This window comes from Streptosporangium sp. H13245, from assembly GCF_055690525.1.
On sequence record NZ_JBSZKT010000019.1, the window covers coordinates 21,444 to 42,549 of the forward strand.

At 73.4% G+C, this 21,106-nt stretch carries 15 protein-coding genes; 8 read left to right on the forward strand and 7 right to left on the reverse strand.

The window, feature by feature from the left end:
* Window positions 1-104 precede the first annotated feature (104 nt).
* Window positions 105-833, reverse strand: a complete 729-nt coding sequence (locus ACW9TB_RS24290; protein WP_472750362.1) for an NADPH-dependent F420 reductase — start codon at window positions 831-833, stop codon at window positions 105-107.
* Between the two features lie 103 nt (window positions 834-936).
* Between ACW9TB_RS24290 and ACW9TB_RS24295 the strand changes: the two genes are divergently transcribed.
* Window positions 937-1,284: a winged helix-turn-helix transcriptional regulator gene (locus tag ACW9TB_RS24295; protein WP_472750363.1), complete on the forward strand. Its 348-nt coding sequence runs from the start codon at window positions 937-939 to the stop codon at window positions 1,282-1,284.
* A gap of 9 nt (window positions 1,285-1,293) precedes the next feature.
* Here ACW9TB_RS24295 and ACW9TB_RS24300 read toward each other — a convergent pair whose 3' ends face one another.
* From ACW9TB_RS24300 to ACW9TB_RS24310, 3 genes are all read right to left on the reverse strand, one after another.
* The gene (locus ACW9TB_RS24300) at window positions 1,294-2,442 is read right to left on the reverse strand and encodes a low temperature requirement protein A (RefSeq protein WP_472750364.1); all 1,149 of its coding nucleotides are present in this window, start codon (window positions 2,440-2,442) and stop codon (window positions 1,294-1,296) included.
* A 130-nt stretch (window positions 2,443-2,572) separates the two neighbouring features.
* A complete protein-coding gene (locus tag ACW9TB_RS24305; protein WP_472750365.1) occupies window positions 2,573-3,349 on the reverse strand; it encodes a DoxX family protein in 777 nt (258 codons plus the stop codon).
* Window positions 3,350-3,428: 79 nt separating this feature from the next.
* Window positions 3,429-4,973, reverse strand: coding sequence for an MFS transporter (locus ACW9TB_RS24310; RefSeq protein ID WP_472750366.1), 1,545 nt, complete (start codon window positions 4,971-4,973; stop codon window positions 3,429-3,431).
* Between the two features lie 939 nt (window positions 4,974-5,912).
* On the opposite strand from ACW9TB_RS24310, the gene ACW9TB_RS24315 reads away from it, so the two are divergent.
* From ACW9TB_RS24315 to ACW9TB_RS24345, 7 genes are all read left to right on the forward strand, one after another.
* On the forward strand, window positions 5,913-7,697 hold the full coding sequence (locus ACW9TB_RS24315) for a tetratricopeptide repeat protein (protein WP_472750367.1): 1,785 nt from the start codon (window positions 5,913-5,915) through the stop codon (window positions 7,695-7,697).
* 608 nt (window positions 7,698-8,305) lie between these two features.
* On the forward strand, window positions 8,306-10,669 hold the full coding sequence (locus ACW9TB_RS24320) for an AAA family ATPase (protein WP_472750368.1): 2,364 nt from the start codon (window positions 8,306-8,308) through the stop codon (window positions 10,667-10,669).
* Window positions 10,670-10,834: 165 nt separating this feature from the next.
* Complete coding sequence (locus tag ACW9TB_RS24325; RefSeq protein WP_472750369.1) at window positions 10,835-11,818, forward strand: ABC transporter permease; 984 nt, start codon at window positions 10,835-10,837, stop codon at window positions 11,816-11,818.
* Between the two features lie 7 nt (window positions 11,819-11,825).
* Window positions 11,826-12,734, forward strand: coding sequence for an ABC transporter permease (locus ACW9TB_RS24330; RefSeq protein ID WP_472750370.1), 909 nt, complete (start codon window positions 11,826-11,828; stop codon window positions 12,732-12,734).
* Between the two features lie 75 nt (window positions 12,735-12,809).
* Window positions 12,810-15,029: a dipeptide ABC transporter ATP-binding protein gene (locus ACW9TB_RS24335; RefSeq protein ID WP_472750444.1), complete on the forward strand. Its 2,220-nt coding sequence runs from the start codon at window positions 12,810-12,812 to the stop codon at window positions 15,027-15,029.
* A gap of 145 nt (window positions 15,030-15,174) precedes the next feature.
* Window positions 15,175-16,884 (forward strand): ABC transporter family substrate-binding protein, encoded by a 1,710-nt coding sequence (locus tag ACW9TB_RS24340; protein ID WP_472750371.1) that lies wholly within the window; start codon window positions 15,175-15,177, stop codon window positions 16,882-16,884.
* Window positions 16,885-17,333: 449 nt separating this feature from the next.
* A complete protein-coding gene (locus ACW9TB_RS24345) occupies window positions 17,334-18,422 on the forward strand; it encodes a winged helix DNA-binding domain-containing protein (RefSeq protein ID WP_472750372.1) in 1,089 nt (362 codons plus the stop codon).
* 220 nt (window positions 18,423-18,642) lie between these two features.
* Here the strand turns inward: ACW9TB_RS24345 and ACW9TB_RS24350 are convergent, their stop codons facing one another.
* The 3 genes from ACW9TB_RS24350 to ACW9TB_RS24360 are packed head-to-tail and all read right to left on the reverse strand — an operon-like array spanning window position 18,643 to window position 21,100.
* Window positions 18,643-19,725: a 5-oxoprolinase subunit C family protein gene (locus ACW9TB_RS24350; protein ID WP_472750373.1), complete on the reverse strand. Its 1,083-nt coding sequence runs from the start codon at window positions 19,723-19,725 to the stop codon at window positions 18,643-18,645.
* Window positions 19,722-20,348 carry a 5-oxoprolinase subunit B family protein gene (locus ACW9TB_RS24355; RefSeq protein WP_472750374.1) on the reverse strand — a complete coding sequence of 209 codons (627 nt, stop codon included), beginning with the start codon at window positions 20,346-20,348 and terminating at the stop codon, window positions 19,722-19,724. Before ACW9TB_RS24355 ends, ACW9TB_RS24350 begins: the two co-directional genes overlap by 4 nt.
* Window positions 20,345-21,100, reverse strand: coding sequence for a LamB/YcsF family protein (locus tag ACW9TB_RS24360; RefSeq protein WP_472750375.1), 756 nt, complete (start codon window positions 21,098-21,100; stop codon window positions 20,345-20,347). Before ACW9TB_RS24360 ends, ACW9TB_RS24355 begins: the two co-directional genes overlap by 4 nt.
* Window positions 21,101-21,106: the final 6 nt, after the last annotated feature.

Consider the following 21,106-nt stretch of genomic DNA (forward strand, 5'->3'; position numbering starts at 1 on the left):
TGTTTATGGTAGATTTTGCGGCGAAAGAGTATTTATCGGGTAATGGAACCCCTGCGTAGCTTCCAAGGAAAACGGGCTAATCGCCCTTGTTATGGAAGTCTCGACTAGTTCGTCACTGTTGGTGTGGATTCGTGGTGACCGATGTCTCCCGGCGAGCGAGCCGAAGAGCCGGTCGCCGGGGCAGGGTCGCCGAAGGCGTACCTCAGGGGTGGCAGCACCGCCTGGGCGTCCGCACCGCCGACCCAGAGACCGATCATGAACGCCGCGGTCGCCTCCAGCAGGCCCGCCCGTTCCAGGCCGCCGCCGTCGACCGGCTCACATCCGAGGTCGGTGACGAGGGAGCGTACGGCGGCCAGCGCGGCGGGGTCGTCGCCGCAGAGGGGCACCGCCAGCGGGACGCCGTCGAAGACGGGCGGCGTCATCCGCCAGACGTCCTCGTGGCACAGGTTGAACGCCTTGACGACGCGGGCTCCGGTGGTCTCCGCGACGCGCCGCGCCATCGAGGGGCCGCCCTCGGTGGCCAGGGTGAACCGTCCCTGCACGACGGGGTTGACGCAGTCGGCGAGCACCCGCCCGTCCAGCGTCCCCCGGGCGGCTCCGGCGGCCTCCAGGACCTCGGTCACGGCGTAGTCGCGTACGGCCAGCAACGTCACCTCGCCGAAGACCGCCGCCTCCTCCCAGGTGCCCGCCCGCGCGGCGGGTCCGAGCCTGCCCGCCAGGGCGGCGGCCCTGGCCGGGTCGCGGCCGCTCACCATCAGTTCGTGGCCCGCGCGGGCCCAGTGCGTTCCGAGCGCGTCCGCCATGCGGCCCGCCCCGAGGATGCCGATGCGCATCCGTCCTCCCGTGTCCTGTTCGACGGCTGGTGTAGGACGAAGGTAGAAAGTCCGTCAGGCACCGTTCGGTGTGTAACGTCCCGGAGAGACTGGAGGACCCGGCGTGTTCCTCGCCGACTGCCGCGCCCGGCTCGCCTTCGACCTGATCGGTAACACCTGGAACGCCGTCGTCGTCTGGGCCCTGCGCGCCGGTCCCCGGCGGCCCGGCGAGCTGCGCGAGGAGATCGGCGGGATCAGCACGAAGGTGCTCACCGAGACACTCCGCAGGCTGGAGTACAACGGCCTCGTCTCCCGGCGCGCCTACGCCGAGGCGCCGCCCCGGGTCGAGTACGGGCTCACCGACCTGGGACGGACACTGGTGCCGCTGATCGGCGCCTTCGGCGAGTGGGCCTTCGACCACGGTGACGAGGTCCTCGACGCCCAGGACCGCGCCGAGGGGCTCGCCGGGTGACCCCCTGCGCTACGGCACGGGAAGGACGGCGGCCCGGCGGCGTTCCAGGACGATGACCGTGATCACCAGCGCGGTCAGCGCGACGAGCTGCGCGAGGGCCGACCAGAGGCCGAGCGCGACCGTCGGGAGCGCGAGCAGGGCGCCCGCGGCCCGCGGCCCGTTGCCCGTCATGCCGAGGACGCGCCGGAACCAGGCGTCGCCCGCCACGAACAGCGCGACGCCCGCGGCCAGGGTGAGGGCCGCGCCGAACTTCAGCGGGTCGACCGGGTGGCCGATCGCCTTCTTGACGCCCGCGGCGACCGCGACGATGCCCAGCAGCATCGGGATGTGCGCGTAGAAGTAGCCGCCGAGGATCAGCCGGGTGCGCCGCACCGGCTCGGCCGCCTCCAGGACGTGCTCGGCGCGCGTCTCGTCGTCGCCGCCGAAGTAGAGCCACCACAGGCAGGCGGCCAGCGCGAGGCCGAGCACCGCCGCGAGCCCGAGGGCGAGGCCGACGTGCAGACCCTTGGCGCCGATGCCGATCGCCACGATCGACTCGCCGAGCGCCACGATCACCAGCAGGCCGTGGCGCTCGACGATGTGCCCGGCCCGAAGGTTGAAGCCCTTCTGCCCGATGAAGTATGGGCTGCCCCAGAGCAGGGCCACCGCACCGGCCCAGAGCAGGTAGGTGTACGGCGCCGGGACCAGGGCGGCCAGGCCGATGAGCGCGACCCCGCCGAGGTTGAACGGGAGCACACGGGCGAAGGCCGAGGTGACCTGGAGGTACAGCCCGGCGTGTACGACGACCAGCACCAGGTAACCGACCGCGAACGCGACGCCGTCGCCGTCGAACGCCGAGGGGATCGAGAGCGCCACGATCATGAATCCGGCCATGCCCAGCAGGATCAGCACCCTGCGGGCGGGCCGGGTCGGGGGGACGGCGTTGGTCAGCCAGGCGTAACCGGCGTACATCCACCAGATGGCGCCGAAGACCAGCAGTGCGCGCAGCGCGCTCTCGGCGGGCCTGCCGTCCTGCAGGCCGTCCACCATGAGGCCGGTGAGCTGGGTGACGGTGAAGACGAAGACCAGGTCGAAGAAGAGTTCGAGGGTGGAGACGCGAAGCTCGGTCTCCGGCGGGGCGGGCTCGGCCCGCTCCGCGAACCAGCCGGGGAGGCGCATCCGCTCATTGTGCGGGTACGGCACCCCCGGTGTGAATCCAATTAACCGCCGAGGAAGGCTGCTACCCCAAAAGCGGATATATCACCAGAGTGGCAACCGCGAACCCCCATCGAGGGTCCGGGGAACGGCTCTAGCCTCCGGAGGAGGGCGTGTCCTTCTTCCCGGCGACGAGGGTGTCGGCGACCTTACCGGGCACGGGCGTCCCGACCGGCGCCGGCGCGGTCGTGGGGGTCGCTGGAGGCACGGACGTCGCGGCCCCGGACGGGGGCTTGCGGGTGCGCGTACGGGGACGGGTGGCCGCCGGGAACTCCGCGGTGTCGGTGGCCCCCTCCGACGAGGCGGTCTCCTCGGGAACGGGCTTCTCCGAGGTGGTCTCGCCGGGCTTCTTCCCCGCGCCGGGCCGGGCAGGGGCGGGCGCCGCGTGGGTCTCGGGCTCACGCAGCGCGGCGATGACGTCGTCGGCCTCGGCCTCGGCGGCGAAGTCCTCGGCGGCCTCGGCCTCGCGACGCTTGATCACCACCATGTGGTCGACCGACAGGCGGCCCGCGCCGCCGACCGCGAGCAGGATGGAGGCGGCCCCGAGCGCGACGATCAGCTTGGCGTCGCCCCCGGTGAGCGGCAGGCCCTTCTCACCGCTGGCCAGCACGAACACGGCGAGGGCCTCGGCGAACAGCAGCAGCCCGCACGCGGGCACCGCGAGACCGGCCACCAGCAGCGCGCCGCCGATGAGCTCCGTCAGCATGGTGGTGGCGGCCCACACGTAGGGCCCGGAGGCGCCCAGGCTCGTGAACTGGTCGGCGGTGGCGTTCAGGCCCGCTTCGAGCTTGTGCCAGCCGTTGGCGAAGAAGATCCCGCCCACCCCCAGCCTGGCGGCCAGGGAGGCAAGATCATGGAGGGTTTGTCGCACGGTTCCTCATTCTGGTTAGATTCCCCGTTCATGCCCATGCTTGACCGATAGATGACCGAGCGAGGGCCTTCCAAACCCGTCACGAGGGGTCGTCCCCCTGTCCACCGGGGCGGCGGGGCACCAGGAGGGTCACGGCCAGCGCGGTGGCGCCGAGCAGGAACACGCTCACGGCCACCGTCGCGTGCAGGCCGGAGACGAACGCGACGCGGGCCGCGCCGAGCAGGGCGTCCCCCACGCCGCCGCCGATCTCCCGCGCCACGTGCGCGGCGGAGGCGAGCGACTGGCGGGCCTCCTCCATCATCACGGGCGCGACGCCGTGGACCGGGGACAGCGAGGGGGCGTACACGACCGTGGTGATCGTGCCGAGCACCGCGACCCCGAGCCCCGCGCCCAGCTCGTAGGCGGTCTCCTCGATCGCGGCGGCGCCGCCCGCGTGGGACTCGGGGGCGGACGACATGATCGTGTCGGAGGCGGCCAGCAGGGTCACCTGGATGCCGAAGCCGATGCCGACGAAGCAGAGCGTCAGGGCCACCGGATGCCCCTCGGTGTGCCAGGTCAGGGTGGGGGCGAGGGAGAGGGCGGTGAGCGCCAGCCCGCCGCCCATCGTGGCGCGCAGCCCGAACCAGCACAGCAGCCGCGCCCCGGCCAGGCCGCCCGCGATCGAGGCGATCATGAGGGGGAGCATCCGTACGGCCGCCTGGAGCGGGCTGTCGCCGAGGACCAGCTGGAGATACTGGGCGAGCATGAGCTCCAGCCCGACCAGGGCGAAGACCGTCAGCAGCACGGCGCCCACCCCGGCGCGGAACGCCCGCCGCCGGAACAGGCTCAGGTCCAGCAGGGGGAAGGCCAGCCGCCGCTGCCTGCGGACGAACCACCCCAGCAGCCAGACCCCGCCCAGGAACGCCACCACGCCGCCCGGATGCCCGGTCCCGGCCTCCTTCAGGCCGAAGGCCACCCCGAGGATGCCCAGCACCGACAGCGCCGCGCTGAGGGCGTCCCACGGCCGGCCCGCGCGCCTGCGGGACTCGGGGAGGATCCTGGCCGCGACGGGCAGCAGGACCACGAGGATGGGGACGTTGATCAGGAAGACGGCGCCCCACCAGAAGTGCTCGACGAGCACCCCTCCGACGAGCGGGCCGACCGCGGCCCCGGCCGCGGCCACCGCGCTCCACACGCCCAGCGCGATCGCCCGCTCGTGCCGGTCGGTGAAGACCTGCCGGATGATCGAGAGCGTGGCGGGCATGATCATCGCCCCGCCGAGGCCGAGCAGCGCGCGGGCGGAGATCAGCGCGAGCGGGGTCGGCGCGAACGCCGCCGCGGCCGAGGCGACGCCGAAGACCAGGTATCCGGCCAGCACCAGGCGCTTGCGCCCGTAGCGGTCACCGAGCGTGCCGAAGGTCAGCAGTAGCGGCGCGACCATCAGCGAGTAGACGTCGATGATCCACAGCAGCTGCACGGAGGACGGCTCAAGGGCGGCCGTCAGCGCCGGTACCGCGATGTGCAGCACCGTGGCGTCCACCGCGATCAGCAGCAGGCTGAAGCAGAGGACGGCGAGGACCGACCACCGGCCGGCCCCGGACGCACGTGGATCGCCGTCCGCGCGCCTGGCCATGACGGTGGTCATGAGCCGCTCAGGATTTGTCGGCCTGGACGAACATGCGTCGCAGCTTAGGCGAAGTCGGGCACCGTCCGGGGCGGCATTGGGTGATTGATTCACAGGGGAATGTCCGTTTTGTTCCCCGGATTGGGCGGTGTTCGGCGCTTTCCGGGACGCCGCGAGCGACCTCTCTAGAGAGATACAGGCATATACCGTCATCTAGGCAAAAGGTGATCTCACCCGGACCATGGCGATCGTGGGAAGTCAGCGCGAGGCCCGTGAGCCGCCGTGGTGAGCGGGCCCGGCGGGAACGACCCCGCCCCGGTCCCGCCGCCGCGGGACCCCGCCAACCCCCGGCACGGGCACATCCCTCCGCCGCCGAGGGACCCCGTCGACCCCCGGCACGTCCCCGGCCGGATCCCCCCGCCACCCCGGGACCCGGCCGACTTCCGGGACGGGGACGCTTTTTCGTCGTCGAGGAACCCTGTTGATCGCCCCGGCCGGACTTCCCTGCCACCCCGGGATCCAGCTGACTTCCGGGGCGGGGACGCTCTTTCGTCGTCGAGGGATCCGGTCGACCGCCCCGGCCGGATTCCCCCGCCGTCCCGGGGTCCGGCCGATTTTCGGGGCGGGGACGCTTTTTCGTCGTCGAGGGACCCGGTTGATCGCCCTGACCGGTTTCCCCCGCCGTCCCGGGGTCCGGCCGACTCCGGGGGCGGGCACGCCCCTCCGCCGTCGAGGGAACCTGTCGATCGCCCCGGCCGGATTCCCCCGCCGTCCCGGGATCCGGCTGACTTCCGGGGCGGGGACGCTTTTTCGTCGTCGAGGAACCCCGTCGATCGCCCCGGCCGGATTCCCCCGCCGCCGCAGGACCCGGCCGACTCCGGGGACGGGGACGGGGACGACCCCGCCTCGGGGCCCGTTCCGCCGCCCCGGGATCCCGCCGACCCCCGGCAGTGGTGCGCGGTGGCCGCCGCGTGGCTGGGCCGCGACCGGCCCGAGGCCGCGCTGGAGGCCGCCCGTAAAGCGCTGGACCTCGACCCCCGGGCCGAGTCCGGCGCCGACTGGGGTTACCGCCTCGCCAGCCTCGCGTTCGAGCGGCTCGGCCGCGACGCGGAGGCCGTGGCGGCGGCCGAGGAGGCCGTACGCCTCGCACCGGGCTCCTGGGCCGCGCGGATGCGCCTGGGAGCGGCGCTGCGCAGGGTGCCGGGCCGCTGGCGCGAGTCGCGGGCGCAGGCGGCCAGGGCCGTACGCTACGCGCCCGAGGAGCCGGACCCGCACGTCCTCGCCGGTGACCTCGCGCTGCTGCGGGGTGAGTACGGCGTCGCGGAGGCCGCCTACCGCGAGGCGCTGCGCCGCCTGCCCGGCCACCCCGGCGCCAGGATCAACCTCGGCCTGACCCGGCTGCGCTGGGAGCGCCCGCGGGCCCACCACGACCCCGCCTGGCCGGTCGACCCCCGCGAGACGAGCCGGGCCAGGCGCGCCCTGGAGACGTGGTCGCGGCAGACCCGCGTCCTGCTGGCCGCCGCCCTCGCCGCGGTCTGCGCGGCGGAGTTCGGGTTCGGCCTGGCCGCCGTGGCGAGGATCGGCGGCGGGCTCGTACTCCTCGCCGTCCTGGCGATCACCCTCAGGCAGGCGCACCGGGTCAGGCTCTGGTCGTACGTGCCCGGCATGCTCGCCCGCGACCTCTGGCTCACCACGTCGGTCTCGATCACCCTGGTCGCCGTGGCCGCGTACGTCGCGGTCGTCGCCACCCTTCCCGCCGATATCCCACCGCTCCTCTCCGGCCCGGTACCGGGCACGCCGGGGGCGGTCTGGGCGGGTCTCGCCGGGCTGGTGTTCCTCAACGGGGTGGTGCTGCTCGTCCTGCGTGTCCTTGTCGAGGCATGGCGCGGGCGTCCGGCCAGGGCGCTGGCCGAGTTCGCCGCCGCCGGTGACGACCGTACGGCCAGGCGCGACGTGAACGTGACCCTCTGGCTGGTGGCGGGCCGGGTCTGGTCGGTACCGGTGGCGGTCGTGGTGGCGGTCGTCGTCCTGGACGAGCGGGGCTGGGCGCTGGCCGCGCTCGCCGTGCCGCTCGCGCTCGGCTGGGCGCGCGGCCGGGCGGGACCCGCCCCGGCCCTCACCCGGGCGCTGGCCTCCGACCGCGAGCTGACGGCGGCGCTGGCCCTGCCCGCCTCGGCGGCGGTCCTGCTCGGCGTGGCCGGAGCGGCACCGGCCCTCGGGCTCGCCCCGGCGGGAGAGTGGGCCTGGTGGGCCGGGATCGCGCTGCTGGCCGTGCCGGTGGCGATTTTCGCCACGAGGTCGGTGCGGGCGTGGTGGCGGGGCGCGCCGGGGCCGTGGCGGGCCTCGCTGGTCATGTGCGACGGCTGCGGGAGCCGCCTCCCCGGCGACGCCTCCCCGCCGGTGGGGCTCAGCGGGGAGGTGCGCGCGGCCTTCACCTACGCGCGGGGGGTGGTGCTCGCGTACGCCGATCCCAGCGGCCCGCGCGCGCTCGCCGTCGGGGCGGTCAGCTCGGTCGGCCCGAGCGGAGAGCTGCGCCTGATCGCCGCCTCCGACGCCTGGGAGGCCGCCGAACGCGACCCCAGGGTGGCGGTCTTCGTCGCCGATCCGCTCGACCGCCGCTTCTGGGCCGAGGTACGCGGCATCGCCATCGGCGACACCGAGGCCGACCTGCTGAGGATCACCCCCAAGGAGGTCGTGGTCGGCGAGTATCCCGGCCGACACCAGGGCCGCGCCCGCCGAGGCTGAACCACCCCGCCGGTCACCGTCGGCACCGAGGGCCGGGAGCGAGGGACGAGGCCGAGGATCCGGGGCCGGGGGAGGCGAGGGAGGAGACCGAGGATCGGGGGCCGGGATCGTGGTGCCGGGGACCGGGGGTTGAGGGCCGAGGGGCGGGGCGTCCGCCGGGGGCGGGCAGGGCTCCACCGGCGTTGCCGCTTTGCCGCTTTGCCGCTTTGCCGCTTTGCCGGTCCGCCGGTTCGCTGGTCGGCTGGTCCCGGCTGGTCCTTCAGGCCCGTGGACCTTGGGCGGTGGGCCGCCTTGCCGGGCGGTGACATTTTCCTGCCCGCACCCCGGCGCGACCCCCCGCGCGGACGTGCGGCGGGAGGCGGCCGGGACCGGGGCGTACCACCCGCCGGGAACGCGGGCGCGGGCCGCCGCCCGCGAGGCGCGGAGGCGGTACGGGGAAGGGTGTGACCGGAGGGGCGGCACAGGGCGGGCTCGCCGCCTCCGACGTTGGTTTCATCCGTTCTCATCCGTATATCTGATCGTGCCCGCACGACGGCGTGGCGCGGCCCCCAGGCACGCGCAAACGTCCCCCTGTTGCGGTATAACCGGGGGCGAACCGGGGAGGCGTGATGCGGGAATCCAGCAGGGCCCGTCCGGCGGGGCGCGCGGCGGCACGGGATCTGTTCGAGCAGGTCCGGCTGGGCTACTTCCGGCTCTCGCCGCCCCTGCGCAAGCTGATCTACGTCGCGGTGCTGGCCGGAGCGGTCGCGCTGGCGTTCGGGCTCGGCTGGCCGGTGCTCAACACGTTCTTCGTCACGCTGACGCTGCTCGGCTTCGCGGCGCTGACCCTGAGCTTCCCCCGCGCCGCCGCCACCCTGCTCGTGGTGCTCGGCTGGCTGGCGACGATCCTGGTCGTCCAGGGCGCCTCGGGCGCGAGCTCGCCGATCCCGACGGCGCTGATGATCCTCGGCCCGCTGTCCGCCGGAGCCGCCCACCTCATCCGCTGGGTCACCCCGTGGGTGACCACGGTCATGGCGCTGGTGCCCGCCGGGCTGACGGCCGTCCTGCTCGGGGTGGTCGTCACCGGGTTCGTGCCCGCCGTCGCCATCTGGGCCGCGTACGCCGTGGCGGCCGGGGTGCTGGTCCACCGGTTCCTGCAGGCCCGCCGGGTGCGGGGCGCGCTGGAGGCGGGGGAGCGGCGCCAGACCGGGCTCCGGGTCCGCGAAGGCGGCCACCTCGCCCCCGCCCAGGGAGGCGCCGAGCGGGACGCGCCGCCGCCCATCTCGGTGGAGGAGGCGCTCGGCGAGCTGGACGCCATGATCGGCCTGGCCCCGGTGAAGGAGCAGGTCCGCTCGATCGCCGCCTCGATCGAGGCGGCCAGGCTGCGCAGGGAGGCCGGATACTCCACCGAGCCGCCGATGCGGCACTTCGTGTTCGTCGGCCCGCCGGGCACCGGCAAGACCAGCGTGGCCAGGACCGTCGCGAAGATCTTCTACGCCTTCGGCCTGCTGGAGACCCCCTACGTGGTGGAGGCCCAGCGGGCCGACCTGGTGGGGGAGTTCCTCGGGGCCACCGCGATCAAGACGAACGAGCTGGTCGACCGGGCGCTCGGCGGGGTGCTGTTCGTCGACGAGGCGTACAGCCTGATCAACTCCGGTGACGGCCAGCCCGACCGGTTCGGCGCGGAGGCCGTGCAGACGCTGCTCAAGCGGGCCGAGGACGACCGCGACCGGCTGATCGTCATCCTGGCCGGATACGAGAAGGAGATGGCCACCTTCCTGTCGTCCAACCCCGGCCTGTCCAGCCGGTTCTCCAGCAGGGTCCGCTTCCCCAGCTACGCCCCCGACGAGCTGCTCCAGATCACCGAGCTGCTGCAGCGGCGCCGGGGCGACCGGATGGCGCCCGAGGCCGCGCCCGCCCTGCTCGCCCGCTTCGAGGACATCCACCGGCGCGCGATCGTCGACGACCTGGGCAACGCCCGGTTCGTCCGCAGCCTCGTGGAGGCCGTCGCGCAGGCCAGGGACGTGCGCGTGGTGGGGGCGGGCGGCGCGCCCACCACCGAGGACCTGGTCACCACGGTCGAGGGCGACGTCGTCAAGGCCTTCGACGAGCTCACCGCCCGCTACCGGGGCTACCAGGCCGCCCCCTCCCTTGAGGAGGCGCTGGCCGACCTCGACCGCATGGCGGGGCTGGAGCCCGTCAAGCGGCAGGTGCACGCGATCGCCGCGCAGCTCAGGGTGGCCAAGATGCGCCAGGAGCGAGGGCTGCCGACCCCGCCGCAGATGCGGCACTTCGTCTTCGCCGGGCCGCCCGGCACCGGCAAGACCACCGTGGCCCGCATCCTGGGCCGCATCTTCGCCGCGCTGGGCCTGCTCAGCCAGCCCGACGTGGTGGAGGCCCAGCGGGCCGACCTGGTCGGCCAGCACCTCGGCGCCACCTCGATCAAGACGAACGAGCTGGTCGACCGGGCGCTCGGCGGGGTGCTGTTCGTCGACGAGGCGTACGGCCTGGTCAACTCCGGATACACCGGGGGCGACGCCTTCGGTACCGAGGCCGTGCAGACGCTGCTCAAGCGGGCCGAGGACGACCGCGACCGGCTGGTGATCGTCCTGGCCGGATACGAGCGGGAGATGGACGCCTTCCTGTCGTCCAACCCCGGCCTGGGCAGCAGGTTCAGCCAGCGGGTGCAGTTCCCCTCGTACTCGCCGGAGGAGCTCACCGAGATCGCGGTGCTGCTCGCCGACGGGTCGGGCGACAGGTTCGACGACGCCGCCCGCCGCGACCTGGCCGAGGTCTTCACCTGGGTCTGCGGCGAGGGCCTGATCGACGGCCTCGGCAACGGCAGGTTCGCGCGCTCGCTCTTCGAACGCGCCGCGATGCGCAGGGACGTCCGCCTGGCCGCCCTCGGCGGCGCCACCGCCAGCGCCGCGGACCTGACCACCATCACCAGCGCCGACCTGCGCGCCGCCGTCGACGAGCTCGCCGGGAAGTGACCCCGGCTCCGTAGCGACCGGTTCCGCGGTGCCCGGGAGGTGATCGCGGGCCCGGTGGCGCCATCTCCCATCGAGATCCCTCCGATTCGGTACGCTATGCAGCCTGCCGGTCGCTGCGTGTAGCAAGATGGTCACCGACAGCGGCGGGGCTCCGGAGGAGGAAAGATGGCGGGATTCCTTGCCCGCAGGCTGCTCAACTACCTGGTGCTGATCGTCGTGGCCACCAGCCTGGCCTACATGCTGGCCGCCTCCGCCCTCAACCCGCGATCCAACTACGAGGGCCGCAACCCCCCGCTCTCCCCGGTCGTCGTCGACGCGCGCCTCTCCGACCTCAACCTGAACGACCGCACCCCGCTGTTCGAGCGCTACCTGACCTGGGCGGGCGGCCTCGCGCGCGGCGACTTCGGCAAGACGGTGGCCGGAGGCTCGGTCAACGACGACCTCGGGCGCCGCATCGGCGTCACCCTGCGCCTGATCACGATCGGGCTGGTCCTCGGCAGCGTCACCGGCGTGCTCATCGGCGCCTACGCCGCCGTCAGGCAGTACGGCCCCTTCGACCGGCTGGCGACCGGCCTGTCCTTCGTGGTGCTCGCGATCCCCACGGTGGTGCTGGCCAACATCCTGATCATCGCCGCGATCCGGCTCAACGAGGCGGCCGGGACCCAGATCTTCCTCGTCAGCGGCGAGGCGACCCCCGGTCTCCAGGGAGGGTTCGCCGCCGCCGCGCTCGACCGGATCCGCCACCTGGCGCTGCCCACGCTGTCGCTGTCGCTCGGGCTCGTCGCCGTATACAGCCGTTACCAGCGCAACATGATGCTCGACGTGCTCGGCGCCGACTTCATCCGCACGGCCATGGCCAAGGGGCTGAGCCGCCGCGCCGCGCTGACCCGGCACGCGCTGCGCACCGCGCTGATCCCGGCGGTCACCTACTTCGCCTTCACCTTCGGGGCGCTGCTGGTCGGCACCACCTTCACCGAGAAGATCTTCGGCTGGCACGGCATGGGGGAGCAGCTGGTCGACTCGATCTCCACCAACGACGTCAACACCGTCGCGGCGATCAGCTGCTTCGCCGCGCTGGCCGTGCTGCTGGCCGCGCTCGCCTCCGACGTGCTCCACGCCGTCCTCGACCCGCGCGTCCGGGTGGGGTGAGCCGGAGATGACCATCGCCGACGAGGAGCTCGCCGAACAGCGGGCGTCCGTCGACAGGATCAAGGCGCCCTCGCGGCTGCGGGTGGTCGCGGACCGCCTCCTGCGCTCCGGCCGGGGCAGGACCGGCTTCGCGCTGCTCGTGCTGATCTTCCTGCTGGCCTTCGCCGGGCCGCACCTCACCCGCTGGACGTACGCCTCGAAGGACTACACGGCCTTCCTCGCGCCGCCCTCCGTCGAGCACTGGTGGGGGACGCTGCAGACCGGCGCCGACGTGTACGCGGTCACGCTGCGCGGCCTGCAGAGGTCCCTGGTCGTCGGCCTGCTCGCCGCGGTGGTCGGCACCGCGCTCGCGGCCGTGGTGGGAGCCTTCGCCGGATACTTCGGAGGCTGGACCGACCGCGGGCTGACCTGGCTGACCGACCTGCTCCTGGTGCTCCCGGCCTTCCTGATCCTGGCGATCATGTCCCCGCTCTTCGCCGGGGGGCAGTGGCCGGTGTTCGTGCTGGTGCTGGCGCTCTTCCTCTGGATGGTCACCTCGAAGATCGTCCGGAGTATGACCATCTCGCTCAGGGAGCGGGAGTTCATCCACGCGGCCAGGTTCATGGGCGTGCCCCCGACGAGGATCATCTTCCGGCACGTGATCCCCAACATGTCCTCGCTGCTCGTCGTCGACGCCACGCTCAACGTCAGCGCCGCGATCCTCACCGAGACGTCCCTGTCCTACTTCGGCTTCGGCATCCAGCCGCCCGACGTCTCGCTGGGCAGCCTCATCGCCGACGGCTCGCAGACGGCCCTCTACGCCCCCTGGACGTTCTGGTTCTGCGCGGGCCTGCTGATCGTCACCGTGCTCGCGGTGAACCTGGTCGGCGACTCCCTGCGCGACGCCTTCGACCCCACGTCCCACCGGGGCGGGTGACCGGTGACGAACGATCGGCCCTCGGGGCCTTCGGGGCTCTCGGGCACGACCTCCCGGACCGGCGGGCGCGCCCCTGTGCCGGACCCGGCCGCCCCCGTGCTTGAGATACGCGACCTCGACGTCACCTTCGGTTCTGGCCCCGGCGCGGTCCGCGCGGTCAGGGGCATGGGGTACGCGCTCCGCCCCGGCGAGGTGCTCGGCGTCGTCGGGGAGTCAGGGTCCGGCAAGTCGGTCACCTCGCTGGCCGTGATGGGCCTGCTCCCGGCGCACGCCCGCGTCACCGGCTCGGTGCGGCTGCTCGGGCAGGAGATCCTGGGCGCCCCGGAGAGGACACTCACCGCGTTCCGCGGCAAGACCGTCTCGATGGTCTTCCAGGACCCGCTCTCCGCGCTCACCCCCGTCTACCGGGTCGGTGCCCAGATCGCCGAGGCGATCCGCGTCCACCAGCGGGTGAGCGCCGCCCAGGCCGCCAGGCGCGCCGTCGAGCTGCTCGACCTGGTCGGCATCCCCAACGCCGCGCAGCGGGCCAGGGCGTTCCCGCACGAGTTCTCCGGCGGCATGCGCCAGCGCGCGGTGATCGCGATGGCGATCGCCAACGACCCCGACGTGATCCTCTGCGACGAGCCGACCACCGCGCTCGACGTGACCATCCAGGCGCAGGTGCTGGAGGTGCTGAAGACGGCGCAGCGCGAGACCGGCGCGGCGATCGTCGTCATCACCCACGACCTGGGGGTGGTGGCCGGGTTCGTCGACCGGGTCCTCGTCATGTACGCCGGGCGTCCCGTCGAGGTCGGCTCGGTGGACGAGGTCTACTACCGCAGCCGCATGCCGTACACCATGGGCCTGCTCGGCTCGGTCCCGCGCCTCGACCGAGGCCGGGAGCAGCCGCTGGTGCCCATCGAGGGAAACCCGCCGTCACCGGCGGCGCTGCCGCCGGGCTGCCCGTTCGAGCCGCGCTGCCCGATCGCCGTCCCGGTGTGCGCCGAGGCCGAGCCGGAGCCGGAACCGGTGGGCTCGCCCGGCCACCTCGCGGCGTGCGTACGCTCCGGCGAGATCGAGGCGGCGGGCTGGTCACCCGCCCAGGTCTACGGCGTACGCGATCCCGCGCGGGTCCATGACGCACACGGTCCCGTTCAGGTCCACGGCGTACGCGGTCCCGCGCGGGTCCATGACGTACGCGATCCCGCCGAGGGCGCGGTCACGCGTGCCGCGGACGGTCCGGCCCGGCGCCCCGCCGACTCGACCGCTCCCGTCGCTCCCGTCGCCGGGGAGCCGCCGCGTCCGCGTGGCGAGCGTGACGTGGTCCTGGCGGTCGAGGACCTGGTCAAGCACTACCCCCTGGTCAAGGGGACGCTCCTGCGGCGCCGGGTCGGCACGGTCCGCGCGGTGGACGGCGTCGGCTTCGACGTCCGAGAGGGCGAGACGCTCGGCCTGGTCGGCGAGTCGGGCTGCGGCAAGACGACCACCCTGATGGAGATCCTCGAACTGGCCGCGCCGCAGCGCGGCAGGATCACCGTGCTGGGCCACGACACCTCGCGGATGAGCGCCCGCGACCGGATGGCCGTGCGACGCGACATGCAGGTCGTCTTCCAGGACCCGCTGGCCTCGCTCGATCCGAGGATGACCGTCTACGACATCCTCGCCGAGCCGCTGCGCGCGCACGGTGAGCGCGACCCGGGCCCCAGGATCGGCGAGCTGCTCGGCCTGGTCGGCCTGGAGCCCGGTCACGCCGCCCGCTACCCGCAGGACTTCTCCGGGGGCCAGCGCCAGCGCGTCGGCATCGCCCGCGCCCTCGCGCTGGAGCCCCGGCTGGTCGTGCTGGACGAGCCGGTCTCGGCGCTCGACGTGTCCATCCAGGCGGGGGTGCTCAACCTGCTGGAGGAGCTGAGGAGCCGCCTGGGCCTGTCGTACCTGCTCGTGGCGCACGACCTGGCCGTGGTCCGGCACATCGCCGACCGGGTCGCGGTCATGTACCTGGGGAGGATCGCCGAGATCGGCCGGGTCGGCGGGGTCTACGACACCCCGATGCACCCCTACACGCGGGCCCTGCTGTCGGCGGTCCCGCTGCCGGACCCGGTGCTGGAACGCTCCAGGAGACGCGTACTGCTGGAGGGAGATCTGCCCAGTCCGGCCGACCCGCCCTCGGGATGCCGCTTCCGCACCCGCTGCCCCCTGTTCAGGGCCCTCGACGAGACCGTCAGGCGACGCTGCGCAGACGAGGAGCCCCGGGTGCGGTGGCTCGGTGACGACCACGGCGTCTCGTGCCACTTCGCCGAGAGGATCGACGCCGTATGACCCGGCCGTACCTCCTGCGGCACGCCCGGCCGTACGCGGAGACGCACGCGCGGACCGGGTCGGCCGCACGTCGTTCACACGCCCAGCCGCACGACCAGCCGTACGCCCAGTCGCACGCCCCGCTGTATGCCCCGGGAGGAACACCGTGATATCAATCCGGCGCGTGGGCGCGCTCGCCGCCGCGCTGGCCGTGGCCCTGGCCGTCGCACCGGGCCTCGCCGGATGCGGGGGAGGGGGCGGCGGAAGGTCGCGCGGGCCCGTCTCGGCGGTCAAGGCCTACGACGTCAACCCGGTCGCCCGTGACCGGGTCGCGGACGGGGGCGTGCTCCGCTGGGGGCTCAACGAGTATCCGTCCAACTGGAACCTCAACCACATCGACGGCAACCTGGCGACGGTCAAGAAGGTCATGGACGGCCTCATGCCCTCCCCCTTCCGTTCCGACGCGCAGGGGAAGATCTCCCCGAACACCGACTACCTGACCGAGGGCAGGGTCACCGCGCACCGGCCCAGGCAGGTCGTCACGCTCACCCTCAACCCGCGCGCCAGGTGGTCCGACGGCACCCCGATCACCTGGAAGGACTACCACGCCCAGTGGCAGGCGCTGAGCGGCCGCGACGCCGACTACCGGGTGGCGAGCAGCACCGGCTACCAGAACATCGAGAAGGTCGCCAGGGGCAGGGACGACCACCAGGTCGTGGTGACCTTCGCCAAGCCCTTCGGCGACTGGCAGTCGCTGTTCGCGCCGCTGTACCCCCGGAGCACCAACGCCACCCCCGAGGCGTTCAACACCGCCTGGCTGAACCGCGTCCCGGTGACCGCGGGCCCGTTCAAGTTCGTCGCGTTCGACCCGACCGCCAAGACCCTTACCGTCGCGCGTGACGACCGCTGGTGGGGCGACAGGGCCAAGCTGGACCGGATCATCTACCGCTCCCTGGAGAGCGGCGCGCTGGTCGGCGCCTTCAGCAACGGTGAGCTCGACACCTTCGACATCGGCCCGTCCGCGCCCGACTACGCGCGGGCCAAGAGCACCCCGGACGCGATCGTGCGGCAGGCGGCCGGACCCGACTTCCGGCATATCACGATGAACGGCGAGAGCGCCGTCCTGTCCGACCCGAAGCTCCGCAGGGCCGTCGCTATGGGCATCAACCGCCAGGCCATCGCCCAGTCGGACCTCCAGGGCCTCGACTGGCCGATCGTTTTGCTCAACAACCACTTCTTCATGAACACCCAGGAGGGATACCGGGACAACGCCGGTGAGATCGGCGTGTACGACCCGGGCAGGGCCGGGAGGGAGCTGGACGCCGCGGGCTGGAAACTGGAGGGCCGGACCCGCAGGAAGGGGGGAAAGGAGCTGAACCTGCGTTTCGTCCTGCCGTCCGGCCTGCAGCTCGCCAAGTCCGAGGCCGAGCTCGTCCAGGACATGCTCGGCCGGATCGGCGTCGGGGTCACCCTGCAGTCGGTGCCCACGGACGACTACTTCACCAAATACATAATCCCTGGCAACTACGACATCACCGCGTTCGCGTACGTGGGCACGCCCTTTCCCGTCTCCAGCTCCTACGGGCAGTACGCCGACGCCGTCAGGCGCTCCGACGGCACCAAGCAGTGGAACGCCAACCTCGGCCGCATCGGCTCCCCGCGGATCGACGCCGCCATGAACAAGGCGACCGCCGACCTCGACGACGCCAGGGCGATCGCCGACACCAACGCCGCGGACAAGCTCATCTGGCAGGCGGTCAACGTGGTGACGCTCTACCAGCGACCGCAGAACGTCGCGGTCACGAGCAACCTCGCCAACTTCGGCGCCCGGGGCTTCTACGACCTGAGATACCAGGACATCGGCTTCGTCCGCTGACGCTCCCCCCACCCCGGAGAACGAAGACTCCCGGACACACCGAGCGGCGCAAGCCTTTCCGGAGTGTGTCCGGGCCCTGAGCACCGGCCCATCTTCCGGTGACAGGCCGAGCGGTACGAACCTTCGCTTCGAGAGGCGTCCAGGTTTTCACCGCCGGGCCGGGGCCGGGAGGGTGGCTCGCGTCCCGCTGACAGGCCGAGCGGCATGAACCTTCGCTTCGAGACGCGTCTTCACCACCGCTCCTGGGGCCGGAGGATCGGCTCGCGTCCCGCCGGTACAGAGCCCTTGCTTCGAGACGCGTCCGGGTCTTCACCACCGCTCCGGGGGCCGGAGGGTCGCGTCCCGCCGGTACGCCGAGCGGCGTGGGCCCTCGGCTTCGGGGCCTTACCGCCGGACCGGGGGCTACGGGTGGGCCGTGTTCTGTCGGGGGCGGGGTGTAGGAATTGGTCATGGCTATCTCTGTGACCTGGCCTCAGGTGCTCGCCTGGCGGTTGAAGCGGCAGTTCGTCGACCCGGCCGACGGGCCCGACGCGGTGTCCGTCGTGCGGAGGCTCACCGGGGTGCAGGCACAGGTGGCCTCCTCCGCCGGGCTGGCGGTGGCCGTGCGGAGCGCACGACCGGATCCCGGTGAGATCGACCGCGCGCTGTGGCGAGATCGCAGCCTGGTCAAGACCTGGACGGTGCGCGGCACCCTGCACCTCGTCCCCGCCGACGAGCTGGCCTCCTACGCCGCCGTCCTCGGCTCGTTCCGCAACTGGGAGAAGGGCTCCTGGCAGCGCGGCCACGGCGTCACCGCCATTGAGGTCGCCGCCATCCTCGACGCCGTGCCCAAGGCGCTCGCGGGCCGCGTCCTCACCCGCGAGGAGCTGGTCGACGGGGTCATCGAGGTCACCGGTGACGCCCACCTGAGAGAGGCGCTCACCTCCGGCTGGGGCGCCCTGCTCAAGCCGCTGAGCTTTCTCGGCGAGCTCTGCTACGGCCCGCCGCGCGAGGGCCGGGTGACCTTCGCCAGCCCCCGCGACCAGGTGCCCGGCTGGCCCGGCGAGCTTCCCTCGGTGGAGGAGGGCGGGGTGCGCCTGCTCCGCTCCTTCCTCGGCGCGCACGGCCCCGGCGCCCCCGAGACGTTCGACGGCTGGCTCTACCGGGGGGCCAGCCGCAAGGCGACGCTGCGCGGCTGGTTTCGCGACCTCACCCCCGAGCTGGCCGAGATCGAGGTGGACGGCCGCTCGATGGTCATGCTCGCCGAGCACCTCGACGACCTGGCCGCGACCCGGCCCGCCACCGGGGTCCACCTGCTGCCCGGCTTCGACCAGTACATCCTGGCCGCCCCGCGCGACCTGGAGCCTCTCCTGCCCGCCGAGGCGAAGGCGAAGGTCAGCCGGGCCGCGGGTTGGATCTCCCCGGTCGTCATCTGCGAGGGCCGGGTGGCCGGGGTCTGGGAGGCGAAGGAAGGGAAGATCACCGTCGACCTCTTGGAGGAGGTTCCCGCCGCCGCCCTCACCGCCGAGATGGAGCGGGTGTCCGCGCTCCTCCGCTGAGGGGTCCGCCACACCGGGGAGATCCGATCCGCCTCCACCGGGCGCCCATCGTCCGTACGGCCCGCCACGGCGCCGGTCTTCGCCGCCCATGTTCTCCAGCGACGGTGCTGATGCGGCGTCCACGGGTTCGCGCGGCCGTGACGGCGCCGCCTGTCAGGCTCGTTCCCCGGCGGCGTCCACGGTTCGTACGGCCCGCGACGGCCGGGCTGCCGGGCGCACGTCAGTCGCGGCGGAAGCGTATCCGGTCGCCGGGGCGGAGCTGGGCCGCCCCGGCGAGGCTCGCCGAGGTCAGGACCGCGATGACCGGGTAGCCGCCGGTCGGCGGGTGGTCGGCGAGAAACACGATCGGCTGGCCGCTGGGCGGCACCTGGACGGCCCCCGCCACCATGCCCTCGCTGGGCAGCTCCCCGTCCCTGGCCCGCTCCAGGCAGGCGCCGCGCATCCGCACGCCCACCCGGTTGCTGTCCTGGCTGACCTCGTACGGCCCCGCGCACAAAGTGGCCAGGGCTCCGGAGACGAACCAGTCGTCCCGGGGACCCGGCAGAACCCGCAGGACGCCCGTCCCGGGCTCCGGAGGGGGCGCCGCGTCCACGATGATCGGCGGCAGGTCCCCGGTCGGCCCCACGGGCAGGACCGTCCCGGCGCGCAGCGGGGGAGGCCCGAGCCCGGACAGCGAGTCGGCCGACCGGCTCCCCATCGTGACGGGCACGTCGACACCGCCCCGGACGGCGACGTAGGTCCGCAGACCGGCCCCGGGCATCCCCAGGCGCAGCTCGCCACCCGAGGGGACCCAGAAGGGCGCGCACATCCCCTGCGAGACCGTCACGAGCCGGATCACCCCACCCGGAGAACCACTCGGAGAAACACCGCCCGAAGAAACACCGCCCGAAGAAGCACCGCTCGGGGAAACACCGCCTGAAGAAGCAGCACCCGAAGAAGCGCCACCCGGAGATGTCTCGCCCGCGAGCGCCTCACCCGAAGAAGCACCACCCAAGGACGTCTCACCCGCGAGGGCCTCACCCGGAAGGGACCGGCCGGTGGGCGCCCCGCGCGGTCGTACGACGTCCACAGGGCAGGGAGCGCCGGTGACGGCGACCCAGGCCCCGGCGGTGAAGAGCAGCCGGGCGCCGCCGAAGGTCAGCTCGATCCCCGCGGCGCTCTCCGGGTTGCCGAGCAGGCGGTTGGCCAGCCGCAGGCTCGGCTCGTCCGCCGCGCCCGAGCGGGGCACCCCGAGGTGGGCGTACCCCGGCCGGCCGAGATCCTGCACGGTGGCGTACGGCCCCGGCGCGATCACCTCGATCATGGCTCGCCGACCGCCAGGAACCGTACCCGCGTCCCCGGGGTGAGCAGGGCGGGCGGATCGGCGGCCACGTCCCACACCGCCGTCGCGGAGCGGCCGAGCAGCCGCCAGCCGCCGGGGGAGGCCGAGGGATAGACCGCCGAGTAGGGGCCCGCGACCGCCACCGCCCCGGCGGGCACCGAGGTCCGCGGAGTGTCCAGCCGGGGGACGTGCAGCGCCGGGTCCAGCCCCGTGAGGTAGGCGAACCCGGGGGCGAAGCCCAGCCAGCCCACCACCAGCTCCCGCCCGGTGTGCCGCTCGACCACCTCCCCGGGGGAGAGCCCGCTCAGCGCGGCGACGTCGTCGAGGTCGGCGCCGTCGTACACGACGGGAAGGGTCACCTCCGGCGCGGGCGCGGCCACCGCCGCGTCCGCGCCGGACGCCGCGTCCAGCAGGCGGGAGAGCTCGTCCCGCAGACGCGCCGGGTCGGTTCCTGGCGCGGTGACGAGGACCGTGACGGGGCCGGGGACGATCTCGACCACCCCGGAGGGCCGGGCGGCCCGCAGCAGGGCGTCCAGCCGGTGGGAGACCTCCAGCGAGCCGGTCTCCACCAGCAGCGCGTGCTCCCCGGCCCGCCGGACGCTCACGCGAAGGACCTCAGCGTCACTCCGGCGTCCACCAGGCCGTCGCGGACGGCGCGGGCCATCAGCACGGCGCCGGGAGTGTCGCCGTGCACGCAGATCGAGCGCGCCTCGACGGGGACCCGCGAGCCGTCCACCGCCTCGACCACCCGCTCGGTCGCCATTCGTACGGCCCGGTCCGCGACCGTGCCGGGGTCGTGCAGCACCGCGCCGGGGGAGCGGCGGGAGACCAGCGTCCCCGAGCCGGTGTACGCGCGGTCGGCGAAGGCCTCGACGACGGTGGCGACCCCCTCCCCGGCGGCGATCTCGTGGACGACGGACCCGGGCAGGGTCAGCAGCGGCAGGTCCCGGTCGTAGTCGGCGACCGCCGCCACGACGGCCCCGGCCTGCTCGGGGTCGCGGCAGATCCGGTTGTACAGCGCGCCGTGCGGCTTGACGTAGGAGACCCGGCCGCCCATCGCCCTGGCGATGCCGTCCACCGCCCCCAGCTGGTAGAGGACCTCGGCGCAGAGCTCCTCGGGGTCGACGTCCATCTCGCGGCGGCCGAACCCGACCAGGTCCCGGTAGGACACCTGGGCGCCGATCACCACCCCCCGGTCGACCGCCGCCGCGCACGTGCGCCGGATGATCAGCGGGTCGCCCGCGTGGAACCCGCAGGCGACGTTGGCGCTGGTCACGACGTCAAGGAGGGCCTCGTCGTCGCCCAGCCGCCAGATCCCGAAACCCTCACCCAGATCGGCGTTGAGATCGATCACCATGGTTCA

What these genes read in the sequence shown, in the direction of transcription:
- ACW9TB_RS24325 (WP_472750369.1), top strand. Translation starts at nt 10,835, where the DNA reads ATGGCGGGATTCCTTGCCCGCAGGCTGCTCAACTACCTGGTGCTGATC.
- ACW9TB_RS24360 (WP_472750375.1), bottom strand. Translation starts at nt 21,100, where the DNA reads ATGGTGATCGATCTCAACGCCGATCTGGGTGAGGGTTTCGGGATCTGG.
- ACW9TB_RS24290 (WP_472750362.1), bottom strand. Translation starts at nt 833, where the DNA reads ATGCGCATCGGCATCCTCGGGGCGGGCCGCATGGCGGACGCGCTCGGA.
- ACW9TB_RS24300 (WP_472750364.1), bottom strand. Translation starts at nt 2,442, where the DNA reads ATGCGCCTCCCCGGCTGGTTCGCGGAGCGGGCCGAGCCCGCCCCGCCG.
- ACW9TB_RS24330 (WP_472750370.1), top strand. Translation starts at nt 11,826, where the DNA reads ATGACCATCGCCGACGAGGAGCTCGCCGAACAGCGGGCGTCCGTCGAC.
- ACW9TB_RS24345 (WP_472750372.1), top strand. Translation starts at nt 17,334, where the DNA reads ATGGCTATCTCTGTGACCTGGCCTCAGGTGCTCGCCTGGCGGTTGAAG.
- ACW9TB_RS24320 (WP_472750368.1), top strand. Translation starts at nt 8,306, where the DNA reads ATGCGGGAATCCAGCAGGGCCCGTCCGGCGGGGCGCGCGGCGGCACGG.
- ACW9TB_RS24310 (WP_472750366.1), bottom strand. Translation starts at nt 4,973, where the DNA reads ATGACCACCGTCATGGCCAGGCGCGCGGACGGCGATCCACGTGCGTCC.
- ACW9TB_RS24350 (WP_472750373.1), bottom strand. Translation starts at nt 19,725, where the DNA reads ATGATCGAGGTGATCGCGCCGGGGCCGTACGCCACCGTGCAGGATCTC.